We start from the raw sequence: 13,600 nt of genomic DNA, 5'->3' as shown, positions 1-13,600 counted from the left end.
GAGGACAGCATCGGCTCCTTGCGCGGCACGCTGTGCGCGCCTTCTCCGCCGGCGGAGATGATCCGGATCTGGGTGTAGGCGTGCTCCCAGAGGAACCAGAAGTATCCGAACGTTTCTGGATAGAGCCACTGCGCTTCGTCCGCGACCATGGTGCGCGTGGTCGTGCTGCGAGTAAGTCCAGGAACAGTCGGTCCAACTCGGACGGATGGCGGTCGGGAGCCCTCACGGCTCCGCTCGCTCACAGGCTCGGCCACGACGCATGATTATTGACCGAGCGTTCCAGATTGGTTTATGATCTTCGACGTGGCCAGGACCAAGGAATTCGATCCGGACGCCGCGCTGCAGTCAGCCCTTGAGCTGTTCTGGCGGCGCGGCTACGAAGCGACGTCGGTGGCGGATCTCGTCGAGCACCTCGGTATCGGCCGCGCCAGCATCTACGCGACCTTCGGCAGCAAGCACGAGCTGTACCTGAAAGCCCTGGACCGGTACGCCGAGGTGCGAAACCCGCTCCTCCTGGCGGAGCTGTCCGAACCGGGCCCCGCGCTGCCCGCGGTGCGGGCGGTGGTGCGCCGGTTCGCCGCGGAGGCAGCTTCCCCGGACGGCCGGTTGAACGGCTGCTTCGTCACCAATACCGCGGCCGAGCTGGCCCCGCATGACCCTGCGGCGGCCCGTCGGGTCGAGATCAGCTGGGAGCACGTCGAGACCCGGCTGCACTCTTCGCTCGTACGGGCCCGGGCCCAGGGCGAGCTGTCCGAGAACCGTGATCCGCACGCACTGGCCCGCATGCTGCTGGTCCTCCTGCAGGGCATCCGGGTCGTCGGCAAGGCCTCGGGCGATCCCGCCCGGGTACGGGATGCGGCTGAGCAGGCGCTCACCCTGCTGGACTGACCGGATCGCGCGCGCTCACCGGAGTCGCCGGGCTGCCTATTCCATGCCCTCATACTGAACTGATCGGTCAAGAATCGGGGGGATATGACCGCCACAGGCGCCGCCCGCGCCGCCACCACGAACCATCGGTACGCATTCATCCTGCTCGGCAGCCTGCAGGCCGTGCTGATCTTCACACTCACCGCGATCATCGTGCCGCTGCCTCGCATCGCGCATGAATTCGGCCTGGAACACGCCAACTTGATCTTATTGAGCGCCGCCTACGGACTGAGCTTCACCGGGCTGCTGCTCTTCGGCGGACGACTCGCCGACCGCTACGGCGGGCGCCGCGCCCTCACGTCGGGCATCGTCCTCTTCACCGCCGGCTCGTCCGCCGCCGCACTCGCCCCTGACATCGGGCCACTGCTCGCGGCGCGCTTCGCGCAGGGCGCGGGCGCGGCCCTCATCGCGCCCGCCGCCATGGCGGTACTGCGCTCCGTCTTCCCCTCCCCCACCGCGTATGGCAGGGCGATGGGCACCTGGGGCGGGCTCTCGGTACTCGGCGCGACCCTGGGCAATCTGCTCTCCGGAGTCATCTCCTCGCTGCTGTCCTGGCGTTGGGCCTTCGCCGTACCGCTCGTGGTAGCCGTCGCCGCCCTCGCCCTCGCACCCCGGCTGCTGCCGGACACCCCGCCGAGCCGGGGCAGGACCCTCGACCTGCCGGGTGCTCTGCTCGCCACCGCCGGGATCAGCCTCGCCAGTTACGGACTCGTCGCCACCGACGCCCGCCCCTGGTCGTCGGCCGGCGTGCTCGTGCCGCTCCTCGGCGGGGCCGCGCTGTTCGGCGCGTTCCTGATCGCCGAGCGCCACGCCCGCGACCCGTTGCTGCCGCCCCGGTTCCTGCTCGACCAGCGGCGGGCCTTCGCCCTCGCGGCCATCGCACTGAGCGCCTGCGGGACCGCGCTGACCTTCGTGGTCCTCTCGCTCCACCTCCAGCAGGCGCGTGAATGGTCACCGCTCCAGACCTCAGCCGCCTTCGTGCCGTTCGCCGCAGCGCTGATCGCCTCGGGCCGCGCGGCGCAGCCGCTCATCAGCCGGTACGGCGCCCGAGCCGTCACCACCGCTGGGCTCGGCACGGGCGCAGCCGGGCTCGCCCATCTCGCACTCACCGGACTCGATGCCCACGCCTCGTACCCGCAGGGCCTGCTGCCAGGCCTCCTCCTGCTGCCGGCCGGCACCGCAGCCTCCTTCGCGGGAGCCGCCGTACTCGCCACCACAGGCGTGCCGCAGGAGCGGACCGGGCTCGCGGGCGGCGTGCTGAACACCGCGATGGAATTCGGCCCGACCGTCCTCCTCGCCATCCTGCTCACCCTCGGCAGCGATGCCTCGTCCCTGGCCGCCACGGGGGCCGCCCTCGCCGCCGTCGCCGTCCTGAACCACCGCGCCAAATAGTCTACAAATCAAGGGAGTCACCGGAATGAATCGCTTCACCGGAAAGACCGTCCTCGTCACCGGTGCGGGCTCCGGCCTCGGCCGCGGCATCGCCCTGGCCTTCGCAGCCGAGGGCGCATCCGTGGTCGCCGCAGGACGCACTGCCGCCTCACTCGGAGAGACAGTCAGCCTGATCGAAGCTGTCGGCGGCACGGCAGTTGCCATCACCGCGGATGTCACCGACTCAGGTCAGCTCCACAACCTCGTACGTGAGAGCGTTGCCCGCTTCGGCGGCCTGGACATCGCGGTCAACAACGCCGGGATACTGCGCGGCACCGGACCCGTCGGCGAGGTCAGCGAGGAGGACTGGGACGCGGTGCTGCGCACCAACGTCACCGGCGTCTGGCTGGCCATGAAGCACGAAATCGCCCACATGAAGGAGAACGGCGGCGGAGCCATCGTCAACATCTCCTCCAACCTGGGCGCACACCTGCGGATCCCGAACGCTGCCGCGTACATCACCTCGAAGGCAGCGGTCTCCGCGCTGACCCGCGCCGCCGCTCTCGATCACATTCACCAGGGCATCCGTATCAACGCGGTCAGCCCGGGAGCCTCCGCCGCCCCCATGTCGCTGCGGCCGGGCGAGACCGAGGCCGACCGTGCGGAACGGATGAAGTCGGAGAACCCGCTCGGCCGGGTCGCGGAGGCCGAAGAAGTGGCGGCCGCCGTCCTCTACCTCGCCTCCCCCGCAGCCGGCGCGGTGGTCGGCACCGACCTGGTCGTCGACAGCGGATCATCGGCCTGACCGTTCGTAGGCTGTGGCGACGCGGACGGCACCGGAGCGGATGCGGTCGGTGCTGCTCCGCGGAGTCCCCAAGGGCGATCCGGGGATCCGGCGATCCGGCGATCCGCCAGGAGAGAACCCTCAAGCTGCCACCGGCGCCCGGGAACTGCTGCGCGCCGTGGTTGCTGAAACGGGCGTCGGGGCATGAACCACAGGTTCTGCGGTGCCTGGCCTGGAGGCAACGACCTGCCGGACGGCTCCCGTGTGGTGTCAGACCAGTCCTTTCATACCCACTATTCGGTGCCGAGGTCGGTGCCGGCGGCTCGCTGCGCCTCGGGCGCCGAGCGTCCTGCGGTCACAGCTTGTACACACCGCGCCAAGTCCACCCCGCCGTGAGGACGGTGGTGCGCAGAGGTTCCTTCAGGTCCCGCGAGTCGAAACTGAACGTCTCGACCTTGCGCCTGCGGCCATCGGGACCCCTTTCCAGGGTCCATTCCCTCTGGATGCCGCGGATCGGTCCGCGGCCCTGCGCGCGCGCCACGGTCCGGCCGGGCGGGGGGCCCGCCCGCGTCACCTCGAACTGCTCGTCCATGGCACGCACCTCACGTTCGCGCGGGCTCAGATGCATCCAGATCTTGAGGGTCCGCTCCACCTGGCTGCGGGTCGTACCGGAGCCCCGGGCCGGCTCCACAAAACGCCACTCCGCCAGCAAGTCCGCCCCGCCCGTGCCTACCTCGCGGATGCTGAAGGGCACGCCCATGCCGTTGAGCGCGAGCAGTGCGGTCCGTAGTTCCTGGGTGGGAACGGCCTCAGTGCCCGCGTCGGCGTGGCGGGTCCCCATCCACTTGTCCCACAGGCGGCCCACCGCTACACCGCCTTCCAGGTGTCCGGGCGGACGCTCCGCAGAAACTCCTGGTAGTCGCCCGGAACGAAGTGCGGATGGGGCGCGCCCGCCAAGGGACGGACGGTCGGTATCGGGTCCCCGTAGGTCATGGTCCGCAGGATGTCAGACGGCCGGTAAGCAGCGCACGCCCCCCTGCCACGCGTCCTCAAGACGCCCACCGGCACCCGCCCCGCGTCCGCCCAGACACCCCGCACGCCGCGGACTACGCCCACCGCTACACCCGTAAGGGCGTCGTGATCGGCGCTGCGATGGAGCCGACCGATCGGGCACAAGCAGCGATTGAGGGCCGCACCCCGGGCTGGGGTGCGGCCCTCGGCGCATGTGCTTACGCGGTCCAGCCACCGTACGGCACGGTTATCAGCTCCATGAAATGGCCCGCCGGGTCCAGGAAGTACACCCCGCGGCCGCCGTCGTTGTGGTTGATCGCGCCGGGCCGTTGCCGGTGCGGGTCAGCGTAGTGCTCGATGCCGCGCTCGCTGATCCGCGCGTACGCCGCGTCGAACTCCTCCTCGGAGACCAGGAAGGCGTAGTGCTGCATGGCGATGTGGTCCGCGGGGATCGTGGCGAAGTCCAGAGTGACGCCGTTGCTCAGACCGACCGCGATGAACGGGCCCCACTCCGCGGTGATCTCAAGGCCGAGCAGGTCCGCGAAGAACTGAGCGGACTCCCGGTTGTCCCGGGCGTGGACGATCGTGTGGTTCAACTCAACTGACAAGGAATGCCTCCGAAGGCATCTCCCGACACCTCCATGCCTCACCCAGCCGGTGATCGACACGCGATGTCCCGGTAGATCCTAGCTGCTGTTGTCTACGAAGTGAGCCGGCGGTAGTTGATGAGCGCTGTGGCTATACCGACGAAGGCGAAGAAGCGCTCGTAGCGGCGGTGCAGGCGTCGGCGTCCGGCCAGCCAGCCAGCCAGCCAGGACACTGTCCGCTCAACGACCCGGCGGTGTCGGCCCAGCCGCTTCGACGACTCAATGCCCTTGCGGGCGATCCGGGGGCGGATGTGGCGCTTGCGCAGCCGGCGGCGGGGGTGGTCCTTATGCTGCCTCCACACGGACGGAGTCGATCGCGCACTGTGGCCAATCAGCTCTCCTCTTGCACCGAGTTCGTCGAGGATGACCCAGTGCAGCCTGGCTCACACGCTCTCCCGGCGTGGGGTGCGTCCGCTTCGCTCCCCCGCCCGGCCTTCCCCCTTTCGCGTTCAGGACCAGCCCGCTGCGCAGGCTCGGGCAACGCCAACCAGCGAGCTGCCGGGGATCTACGGATGTCAGAGGTGGTTGGCCTCGTGATAGAGGCGCCAGTGCCACCAGCCTCCCCTGCGATGCGGCTGGCGGTGAGCGAGCGGGTCGGGAAGTGTCCTGCGCCGCAGTTCGTCATCCATGTCCGCCAGCAGCGCCTCCAGGTCGCGGCGGGCACGCGTGGGGAGCCTGTGCACAACCACTTCGAGGAGGTCCCGGGCCACCGCCACGTTCTCCCGGAGCTCCTGGTCCTGACTACCGCTGATCGACAGGAGCAGGTACAGGTACTTGCCCGGGCGGGCGAGGAAGGCCCGATAGGCATCGATGGCCTCCAATGCCGCCCCGGGCCACCATTCTTCACCGAACGGGCGTCGGTACTCCTCCCGGCGGATCGCGGAGGCGATCCGCCGGGAGGGACGCCAACGCTTGGGCAATCCGACGTCCCATGAATCGATATGCGCGTACACCTGGCGCGGCACTCGCTGCGCGCGCAACACAATCGGCCGTTTACGCGGCATGAGCCTTTCGAAATACAGTCACAAAGCGCGATTATGGCAGCGGTACAGCGAACGCGTCCAGCAATTTCGGAGTTGAACGGACGTCGCAGGACCCCACGTGGCGCGTACCGTGCTTCCTTCCACGACTGCCCGGAGGCCGACGGGGGTCAGGTGCTCCGCGACCGCGGTCGAAGCGTGTCGCAGGGGATCGAGTACGACGGGCAGCGACCGAACCGACCCGGGCGGCTGCGCTGCGCGGGATGTTCACATGCGCCGGGCGACCGAAAGACCGGGTGGGAGCGGCACGTTGTCGGCGGGGCATTCGGGGCGGGTTGAGCCGAGGCCTGCGCGGCATGACGAGGGTGATGCCATGCGGATGCAGGAGCGTGAGGAACGAACCCGCCGATCCTCGCCGCCCCGACCTCGCTGGTCGCGGTCGCCGCCAAGTCCAACCGGGCCAAGGCCGACAAGGACTCGGCCGACTGGCTGCCCTCGACCGCCACCTACCACTGCGCCTACGTGGGCCCGCGCCCGGTCGGCGACAGGACACCACGCGGAACCTCGCAAAGGGCAGATGCCGACGTGCCTTCTGACGGCCGGCGATCAGCGCGTCGCGTACTGCGGGAAGGCGGCGGCCTCGACGAACGCGCGCGAGCCGTCGGTCTGCTCGACGACGACGTATGCGTCCCCGGTACCTTCCGGCGTACGGCCCAGATCCCTGGGACTACCCGCACCCTGGCGGGAATGCAATTCCGCCGCGGGGTCCCCCGTTGCAGCTGGGCCGCTGTAGGCACCGCGTCGCGTGTCTCATCGCGCGGGCAGAGAATCGCCCACGGCCCGGTGGACGGCGCGTGCCAGGCGTGCGCCCCACAGGGAGCGTGGCCCGGCGAAGGAGTGGATGTCCTCGCCTGGGCGGGGTGTACGGGCGGCGATACAGATGGCGTCGGTGGGGGTGCCGGAGCAGTCGTAGCCGGCCTCCACGAGCGCTTGCACCTTGGCCTCGGTGGCAGTCGCCACCGCGTTGACCAAGGCGGCGTCGGTCAGTGGCACCGGGAGTGCTGCGATGACGTTGATCGTCCCGGCCTCGAACGGCACCGGTTCTGCGCAGGCGGCGGCCCACCCGCGCACGCTCACGCCGGCGGTGGCGACTGCCTCGACGCCGCCGTCGCCGGCGCGTCCGTGAGCGCAGACGTCTGCGGCGGTCATCAGGGCGACGCCCGCCCCGCGGGGTGAGGCGCCGGCCTCCTCGGCGAGGGCGGCGAGGTGCCGGTCGGGGTCGGTGTGCCGGTATCCGTGGGCGACCTGTGCGTTCAGGACCCAGTTGCGTTCGCCGATGCCACCGCCCAGCACGGCGCTGCTGATCATCGTCCAGCCTGGGCCGGCGGACCACAGCAGGGCGTGCAGGCGCTCACCGTCCTCGATGCGGGTCACGCGCTGCAGGTGCAGCAGAGGGGTGTCGGTGCGCGGCGGCGGGATGACGGAGGTCATCGGTGCAAGCTCCTCGGCGGCGGAAATCAGCACGCTGATCGTATGCCGGTCGATCCCCCGCGTCGGCGCCGGGCGGCCCTCCGGAGTTGGCTGGTGAGCGGCATGGGCGGGCCGCGCCCGGTCCCTCACTCCGGACGCCCTTCCGCATCGAACCCGAGCTGGACGCGTTCCTGTGCGAGAGCGTCGACTGGTCCCGCGACCGGCCAGGGGCGCGCGGTGTACGTGGCGCCGCGGTGGAAGCCTTCCGCCAGCTCCTCGCCGGGGCCGGTGTGCCGCGATCACGGAGTCGTGAGGAGAAGTACTGAGTTCCTGCCGCCGAATCCGAATGAGCAGGTGATCGCGGTGGTCATGGAGGCGGGGCGAGGGCATACGGGAGGAAGATCATGGACACCCGCGCGACAGCTGGGTCGGCCGAAGGCACGCCGCGCGAGGTCGCCCGGCGGCTGCTGCAGGCCTCCTCCCCACCGCTCGACTCTCAGGCCTCCATCGTGTGGGACACGCCTGCTCCGGACGATGCCTGGTACTGCGTGCCCGAGCGCCTGCCGCTGTTCGGAACACCGCTGTGGCGGCGCATGACCGACACACAGCGCCGGGAGATGTCCCGCCGCGAACTCGCCACCATGATGGGTTTGGCTCTGTGGTCCGAACTCCTCCTGATGGAGACCTTCGCCAGGCTCCTCACCCGATGTGACCCCAGGGACCCCCGCACCCAGTACGCGCTGACCGAGATCTCCGAAGAAGCACGGCACTCGACCATGTTCAGCCAGCTCATGGACCGGCTCGACTGCCCCGACTGGGCTACCACGACAAGACCGCCACCCGCCTGGTCACCGAGGCCGGCGGAACCTGGAGCCGATACGCCCCCGGTGACCACACGCGGTGAGTCTGTCGCTCCACGCCAGCTGGCATGCCTCGTCACTCGGGAAAACGGAAGCCCAGTTCGCGCAGGCGGGGCAGGCAGGCTTCGAGGCACTGCTCCACCGACGCGGCATCGGTACGCACGAGGATGTCGTCACGCAACGGGGCACCACTGGCCACGAACGTCCAAGGCTTCCGCCTCTCTGCCATCCGCTCAGCATCAGCCTTGAACAGCACAGTTATGCCCTGTTCGGCCAGCGCCTCCATGATCGCGACAATGTCCACCGATGCCCCCTCCAGAAGCGGCTCGAACACACCACGGTGAACCTATCCGCCCGACGACGGACCACGAACACTGGCCTCGCCACCCGAAGTGACCACGAGGGCTGTCGAAACTGGAATACGCGACACCTCAACATGCGGGCCTACCAGTCTCACACCCGTTCTTGGCGGCGGGCGGCTCGGTCGACGAGGACGACCGCTGGAGCCTCCTCCAGCGCTGTCTCACCGACGACGCCCTGCCCCTGGACGTCCGAGCCGCCGGCGCGATCACCCTGCTCTTCGGTCCGTCCACCGAGCGGCTCTGCAATCTGACGCCCGACAACCTGCAAGTCGGTGGAAAGCACACCCACCTGATGCTCGGCCGTCACCCCGTCCTGCTGCCCCCACGACTGGCCGGGCTGCTGCAACAGTTGACGGAAGGGCCCTGCCCGGCTCACGAGCTCTGTTCGCGCAGGCCACCCCGGGTCCCCGGCTGCTGTTCCCGGGCTTGGTCCCGGGGAAGCCCATCTCGACCTACGCCATGACGCAGAAGCTCAACCGGCACGGGATCTCGGTCCGCGCGGCCCGCAACTCCGCCCTCGCCGCGCTCGCCGCCGATCTCCCCAGCCCGATCCTCGCCGACCTGACCGGCATGCACCGCCACACCGTGATCCGCTGGGTCGCCTACGCCAGGCGCGATTGGGCCGAGTACCTCGCGGCACGAGCCGAGGACCAGAGGGAGTCACCCGCCACTGGCGATCACCGGTAAAGACGACAAGATTCGTGCAGCGGCGGGGCAGTCGATAGGGTGCCAGGTCACGACCGCACCCGGTTCGACCACGGGCATGTCAGGGCTCTGCCGCAGCTCGTGACACCTCCGCAGCTGCCATGCCGGCACCTGCCTGCCCGGGTCTTGGGACACGGGGCGGCCTTCACGGCCGGGCAGTCGGGTTCCGGTCGACGGGTCAGGAGGAACGAGTGGCACAAATCATCGCCGAGGTCTCAAGGACGTTCAACGAGTTTCTTCTCTTGCCCAACCGGACCCGGACCGACTGCTCGCCCGCGACGGTCAACCTGCGCACGCCCCTGGTTCGGCACGTCGTCGGGGAGCAGTCGGCGATCGAGCTCGGCTCTCCGTTCACGTCCGCGATCATGCAGGCCGTCAGCACACCGGAACTCGCCATCGCACTCGCACGCAACGGCGGTCTGAGCTTCCTGCACCACAACCAGTCCATCCAGGACCAGGCCGCAGCCGTCCGCCAGGTGAAGAACTTCAAGGCCGGATTCGTCACCAGCGACACCAACGTCCGCCCCGACGACAGCCTGAGCCACCTGGTCGCCGTCATGCAACGCACCGGTCACAGCACCGCCGCGGTCACTCACGACGGCACCGCCACCGGCCGCCTGCTCGGCCTGGTGACCTCCCGCGACTTCCACCCTCAGCGCCACGACCTCGACGGACCAGTGAGCGGTCGGATGACCGCCATCGCCGACCTCCCTCACGCCGCAGCCGACACCACGCTCTCCGAAGCCAACGCCCGACTGTGGGACCAACGGCTCGACTGCCTCCCCGTGCTCGACGCCGACGGGCACCTGCAGTACCTGGTCTTCCGGTCCGACTACACGGACAACAAGCGCTTCCCGAACCAAGCCGTCGACAGCGCCAAGCGTCTTCGCGTGGGCGCGGGCATCAACACCCACGACTACCAAGAGCGCGTTCCCGCCCTGCTGGAGGCTGGCGCCGACGCCCTGTGCTTCGACTCCTCCGACGGCTACAGCGACTGGCAGGCACAAGCCCTGAACTGGGTGAAGAAGCACTACCCGGAGATCCCCACCGGCGGCGGCAACGTGGTCGACGGCGAGGCGTTCACCTTCCTCGCCGAGGCCGGTGCGGACTTCGTCAAGGTCGGCGTGGGCGGCGGCTCCATCTGCATCACCCGCGATCAGAAGGGCATCGGCCGCGGCCAGGCGAGCGCGGTGCTGGACGTCGCCGCCGCCCGGGACGCCTTCCGTGATCGCACCGGCGAGTACGTGCCGATCTGCTCTGACGGCGGGCTGGTGCACGACTACCACGTGGCCCTGGCGCTGGCGATGGGAGCCGACTTCGTCATGATGGGGCGTTACTTCGCCCGCTTCGACCAGGCGGCCGGGGCGAAGCTCCCCACCCGGGACGGCTTCGTGAAGGAGTACTGGGGCGAGGGCTCGAACCGCGCCCGTAACTGGCAGCGCTACGGACAAGGAGGCCAGGGCCTGATCTTCGAAGAAGGTGTCGACGGCTACGTCCCCTACGCCGGCGACTTGAACGAAGGGCTCGCCGTGACCATCGCCAAGCTCAAGACCACGATGGTGTCCTGCGGTTCCACCACTCTTCCGGAGTTCCAGTCCACGGCCAGGCTGACTCTGGTCTCCGACCAGAGCTTCCAGGAGAGCCACGCCAACGTCACCCTGCGGGACACTCCGGCGACCGTCGGCTGAGAGGCTACCAAGAGCCCTGGGCTACTGGCTGGAGGGGGAATAGTGCACGGTCGGAATAACCCCCTCCCGCCAGTAATCAAGCACCTCAGGCGCGGTTGCGTCACTACCCGCCAGGGCCCGGACGGCACGGTCTATCGGCATGAACTCACCAGCCTCGCCTTCAAGGGCGAGGCAGACCCCCGCGGCGTGACGGCGACATGGATCGTCACCGCTCCCGTAGCCCGCGCCGTCGCCGTCCTCGAACGCCTCCAGCCCGACGCCCATGCGTTCCTGTTCACCCCGGTGGGAGGCCGGAGTCTGACCGCCTCCCGGCTCCCCGCACCGGGCCGGGCCGGGCCGGGCCGGGCCGCCGCAAGCAGCACCACCGTCACCAAGCTGGGCAAGTGCCGAGCCCGTCTACTCCTCGTCCTCCTCGTCGAGCCCGGCCCCGTCCGGGTCGCGCAGCGGCCGCAGGCCGCCGCCCGCCGGGGTGGAGGCGGTGAAGCTGTAGCGGCCGAGCACGTTGAGATTGCGGTGCTTGAGCGGGGAGAGCCGGGCGATGTCCTCGGCGCGGATCTCGTGGCCCTCGGCGCGGAGCTGGACGACGGCGGCGTCGATGTAGCGCGTGGTCCAGAGCACGATGGCGTTGAGGCCCAGGCCGAGCGAACCGAGCTGGTCCTCCATCCCGTCCCGGTACGCCTGGTGGATGGTGCCGCGCTTGCCGTGGCACACGTCGCGGGCCAGCTTGTGGCGGGACTCCTGCACGGTGAGCTGGCGGTTCATCTGCCGGCGGTAGGTGTCATCGACCGGGTCGACCATCCGCAGCAGGTGCTCGGTCTTGGCGATCCGCCCGTACCCGGCGAACGCCTGCCCCAGCGGGGTCGGGTGTCCCTCGCGGCCGAACATCCGCAGCAGTTCGTAGGCGCGAACCTGGGTTGGTGACCAGGGAGCCCGCGACCCGGAGCATGTCCGGCCACCACGTCTCGATCTTCTTCAGGTTCACCCGGTTTCGCGCGAGCAGCTCCAGTACCCCGTACGTCCCCGTCTCCACCCCGGGCATCGCCGCCCGCCAGAACCGCTGGTCATCCAGGTCGCGGAAGCGGGGGCTGAAGTTGTAGCCCCGGATCTTGAAGATCCCGAACACGATGTCGGAGTAGGAGGCGTTGTCGGTGACCACCATCTCCGGCTTCACCCCGCCGTCGAGGTTCAGTAGCGCGTCCAGGATGTGCAGGGAGTCTCGCGGGGTGCCGGGTACGACCATCTGCCCGATGCCTGCGACCTGGTCGTTGACGGCGTTGAGCCAGGTGATGCCCCGTTTGAACCCGAAGTACTTCGGTGACGGTGCCGCGCTGATCGTGCGGACGGGGACGACGAACCGCAGCCCGTCGACCGAGGCCAGCAGCCCGTCACCCCAGAACTGCACGATCGGCACCTCGGACTGGGCCTCGATCAGCATCGCGTTCGCCGCAGCGAGCGTGTCGGCGCGCAGGTAGAACTGGTCGACGTGGACCAGGCGGGAGCAGGTCAGGGCCTCATGACCGGGGTTGGTGACCGGGGTCATACCGATGTTGCACGCCTCGCTCACCAGCAGCGCGACCACCGAGGTGGGCAGGTCCTTCATCCGGGGCGTGCCGTCCCCGAGGTGCACGAAGGCGTCGAGGAACCCGGTCCAGGAGTGGGCCTCGAACAGCAGGTCCGGCAGGTCGATCTTCGGGAGCATCTTCTCGACCCGCCCCCGCAGCCAGGCCAGCGACTTCGGCTCGCCGAGCGCGCCGAGCTTCGCCACGTTCAGCTTCACCCGGCCGTCTCGCTGGACGTCGAGCGATACCTTCGCGTCCTTGCCCGCCGACTCCAGGCGCTCGGCCATCTGCTTCCACCCGGCGTCCAGGGCCCGCACCAGCTCCGCCAGGTGCTCGGTGACGGGCATGTCCAGGCTCAGCCCGGCCAGCACGTCCTCGCGCACCGCGTCCCACGCCGCGCCGTCCAGGAGCCGGGCGCGCGGGTCGGACCACCGGTGCGAGGGGGAGGCGAACACGTTGCGGTTGTTCAGGGCCCGGTGTCGTCCGCGTCGGCGGCCGGCAGCTCGGCGGGCGGCGAGCGACGCGCGCGCTCCTTCTCGTCCGCGGGCGTATGAGGTCGGCCCGGCCGGCCCAGGAGCGCGCTGTCCAGCGGGGCAGGCGCGCCGACACCGTCCACAGCCGCTTGTCAGTCTCCGGTGCCATCGCCTTCGTCCAGCTCGGGCGCGTCCGGGCCGCGCAGCGGGCGCAGGTCGCCGGCGGCCGGGGTGGAGGCCGTGAAGGTGTACGGCCGAGCAGGTTCAGGTTCAGGTTGCGGTGCTTGAGCGGGAGCCCGCCTCGGCGGCCGAGGGCATCTGTAGGTCCAGCTCCAGGTGCGGAGTGTCCGCTCCCAAGCTCCGTAGCGCATGAAACTTCGATCCAGCAGGCTAATGATTACGGGCCCGACCGGATCGGCAAACGCAGTTGATCAATCACGAGATCCTCCTGCTGATTGCGGATGACCTCGACTCTCCGCGCTCCACCGCTCACGGGCTGGCCAATTCCAGATACCTGACGATGGCCATGGGCGGAACGTTTCCTCTTCACCGCTGACTGCTGTTCAGAACGCTGCGGCTTTCTGCCAGCGGCCCGCATCGCTGCTGTTCAGCAGACCGCAGGAGGGCAACCTGACAGGTCCGATTCAGTAGCACGGAAGGAAGTCACGCGTCAAGAAAGGAATTCACGTCGTTCTTGGCAAACGGCATGGGAGCGCGTCCTGGAAGCTGTCAGGCTGAGTCAGTGCGATCGCGGAAAACCCAA

12 protein-coding genes and 3 pseudogenes are annotated in these 13,600 nt (G+C 69.3%); 7 read left to right on the top strand and 8 right to left on the bottom strand.

The window, feature by feature from the left end; translation table 11 throughout:
- The first annotated feature begins 303 nt into the window (after positions 1 to 303).
- The 3 genes from ACFWUQ_RS03360 (at position 304) to ACFWUQ_RS03350 (ending at position 3,103) form a co-directional block, all read left to right on the top strand.
- Positions 304 to 888, top strand: a complete 585-nt coding sequence (locus ACFWUQ_RS03360; protein WP_384532030.1) for a TetR/AcrR family transcriptional regulator — start codon at positions 304 to 306, stop codon at positions 886 to 888.
- Between the two features lie 84 nt (positions 889 to 972).
- Positions 973 to 2,319: an MFS transporter gene (locus tag ACFWUQ_RS03355; RefSeq protein WP_384532028.1), complete on the top strand. Its 1,347-nt coding sequence runs from the start codon at positions 973 to 975 to the stop codon at positions 2,317 to 2,319.
- A 25-nt stretch (positions 2,320 to 2,344) separates the two neighbouring features.
- Positions 2,345 to 3,103: an SDR family NAD(P)-dependent oxidoreductase gene (locus tag ACFWUQ_RS03350; RefSeq protein WP_384532025.1), complete on the top strand. Its 759-nt coding sequence runs from the start codon at positions 2,345 to 2,347 to the stop codon at positions 3,101 to 3,103.
- Positions 3,104 to 3,437: 334 nt separating this feature from the next.
- Here ACFWUQ_RS03350 and ACFWUQ_RS03345 read toward each other — a convergent pair whose 3' ends face one another.
- From ACFWUQ_RS03345 to ACFWUQ_RS03330, 4 genes are all read right to left on the bottom strand, one after another.
- A complete protein-coding gene (locus tag ACFWUQ_RS03345; protein ID WP_384532022.1) occupies positions 3,438 to 3,947 on the bottom strand; it encodes a hypothetical protein in 510 nt (169 codons plus the stop codon).
- A gap of 364 nt (positions 3,948 to 4,311) precedes the next feature.
- Positions 4,312 to 4,701 carry a VOC family protein gene (locus tag ACFWUQ_RS03340; RefSeq protein ID WP_384532019.1) on the bottom strand — a complete coding sequence of 130 codons (390 nt, stop codon included), beginning with the start codon at positions 4,699 to 4,701 and terminating at the stop codon, positions 4,312 to 4,314.
- 92 nt (positions 4,702 to 4,793) lie between these two features.
- Positions 4,794 to 5,075, bottom strand: coding sequence for a hypothetical protein (locus tag ACFWUQ_RS03335; RefSeq protein ID WP_384532151.1), 282 nt, complete (start codon positions 5,073 to 5,075; stop codon positions 4,794 to 4,796).
- Positions 5,076 to 5,255: 180 nt separating this feature from the next.
- The gene (locus ACFWUQ_RS03330; protein WP_384532017.1) at positions 5,256 to 5,744 is read right to left on the bottom strand and encodes a hypothetical protein; all 489 of its coding nucleotides are present in this window, start codon (positions 5,742 to 5,744) and stop codon (positions 5,256 to 5,258) included.
- 393 nt (positions 5,745 to 6,137) lie between these two features.
- Here ACFWUQ_RS03330 and ACFWUQ_RS03325 point away from each other — a divergent pair.
- Positions 6,138 to 6,245 (top strand): annotated as a pseudogene (locus tag ACFWUQ_RS03325) (HNH endonuclease); the annotation flags it as partial.
- A 285-nt stretch (positions 6,246 to 6,530) separates the two neighbouring features.
- On the opposite strand, the gene ACFWUQ_RS03320 reads toward ACFWUQ_RS03325, so the two are convergent.
- On the bottom strand, positions 6,531 to 7,211 hold the full coding sequence (locus ACFWUQ_RS03320; protein ID WP_384532014.1) for an adenosylcobinamide amidohydrolase: 681 nt from the start codon (positions 7,209 to 7,211) through the stop codon (positions 6,531 to 6,533).
- 383 nt (positions 7,212 to 7,594) lie between these two features.
- Between ACFWUQ_RS03320 and ACFWUQ_RS03315 the strand changes: the two are divergent.
- Positions 7,595 to 7,960: pseudogene (locus ACFWUQ_RS03315) on the top strand (diiron oxygenase); the annotation flags it as partial.
- Positions 7,961 to 8,126: 166 nt separating this feature from the next.
- Here ACFWUQ_RS03315 and ACFWUQ_RS03310 read toward each other — a convergent pair.
- Together ACFWUQ_RS03310 and ACFWUQ_RS03305 are read right to left on the bottom strand one after the other, a co-directional pair.
- A complete protein-coding gene (locus tag ACFWUQ_RS03310; protein WP_384532012.1) occupies positions 8,127 to 8,384 on the bottom strand; it encodes a hypothetical protein in 258 nt (85 codons plus the stop codon).
- Positions 8,385 to 8,503: 119 nt separating this feature from the next.
- Positions 8,504 to 8,758, bottom strand: a complete 255-nt coding sequence (locus ACFWUQ_RS03305) for a hypothetical protein (RefSeq protein ID WP_384532009.1) — start codon at positions 8,756 to 8,758, stop codon at positions 8,504 to 8,506.
- 113 nt (positions 8,759 to 8,871) lie between these two features.
- Here ACFWUQ_RS03305 and ACFWUQ_RS03300 point away from each other — a divergent pair, with 113 nt between their 5' ends.
- Both ACFWUQ_RS03300 and ACFWUQ_RS03295 read left to right on the top strand, forming a co-directional pair.
- Complete coding sequence (locus ACFWUQ_RS03300) at positions 8,872 to 9,099, top strand: hypothetical protein (RefSeq protein WP_384532006.1); 228 nt, start codon at positions 8,872 to 8,874, stop codon at positions 9,097 to 9,099.
- A 209-nt stretch (positions 9,100 to 9,308) separates the two neighbouring features.
- Positions 9,309 to 10,805, top strand: a complete 1,497-nt coding sequence (locus ACFWUQ_RS03295; protein WP_384532003.1) for an IMP dehydrogenase — start codon at positions 9,309 to 9,311, stop codon at positions 10,803 to 10,805.
- A gap of 396 nt (positions 10,806 to 11,201) precedes the next feature.
- Here the strand turns inward: ACFWUQ_RS03295 and ACFWUQ_RS03290 are convergent.
- Positions 11,202 to 12,834 (bottom strand): annotated as a pseudogene (locus ACFWUQ_RS03290) (Tn3 family transposase); the annotation flags it as partial.
- Positions 12,835 to 13,600: the final 766 nt, after the last annotated feature.

This window comes from Streptomyces sp. NPDC058662, from assembly GCF_042716255.1.
Taxonomy (GTDB): Bacteria; Actinomycetota; Actinomycetes; order Streptomycetales; family Streptomycetaceae; genus Streptomyces.
This window is presented reverse-complemented; position numbering and strand designations above follow the sequence as displayed.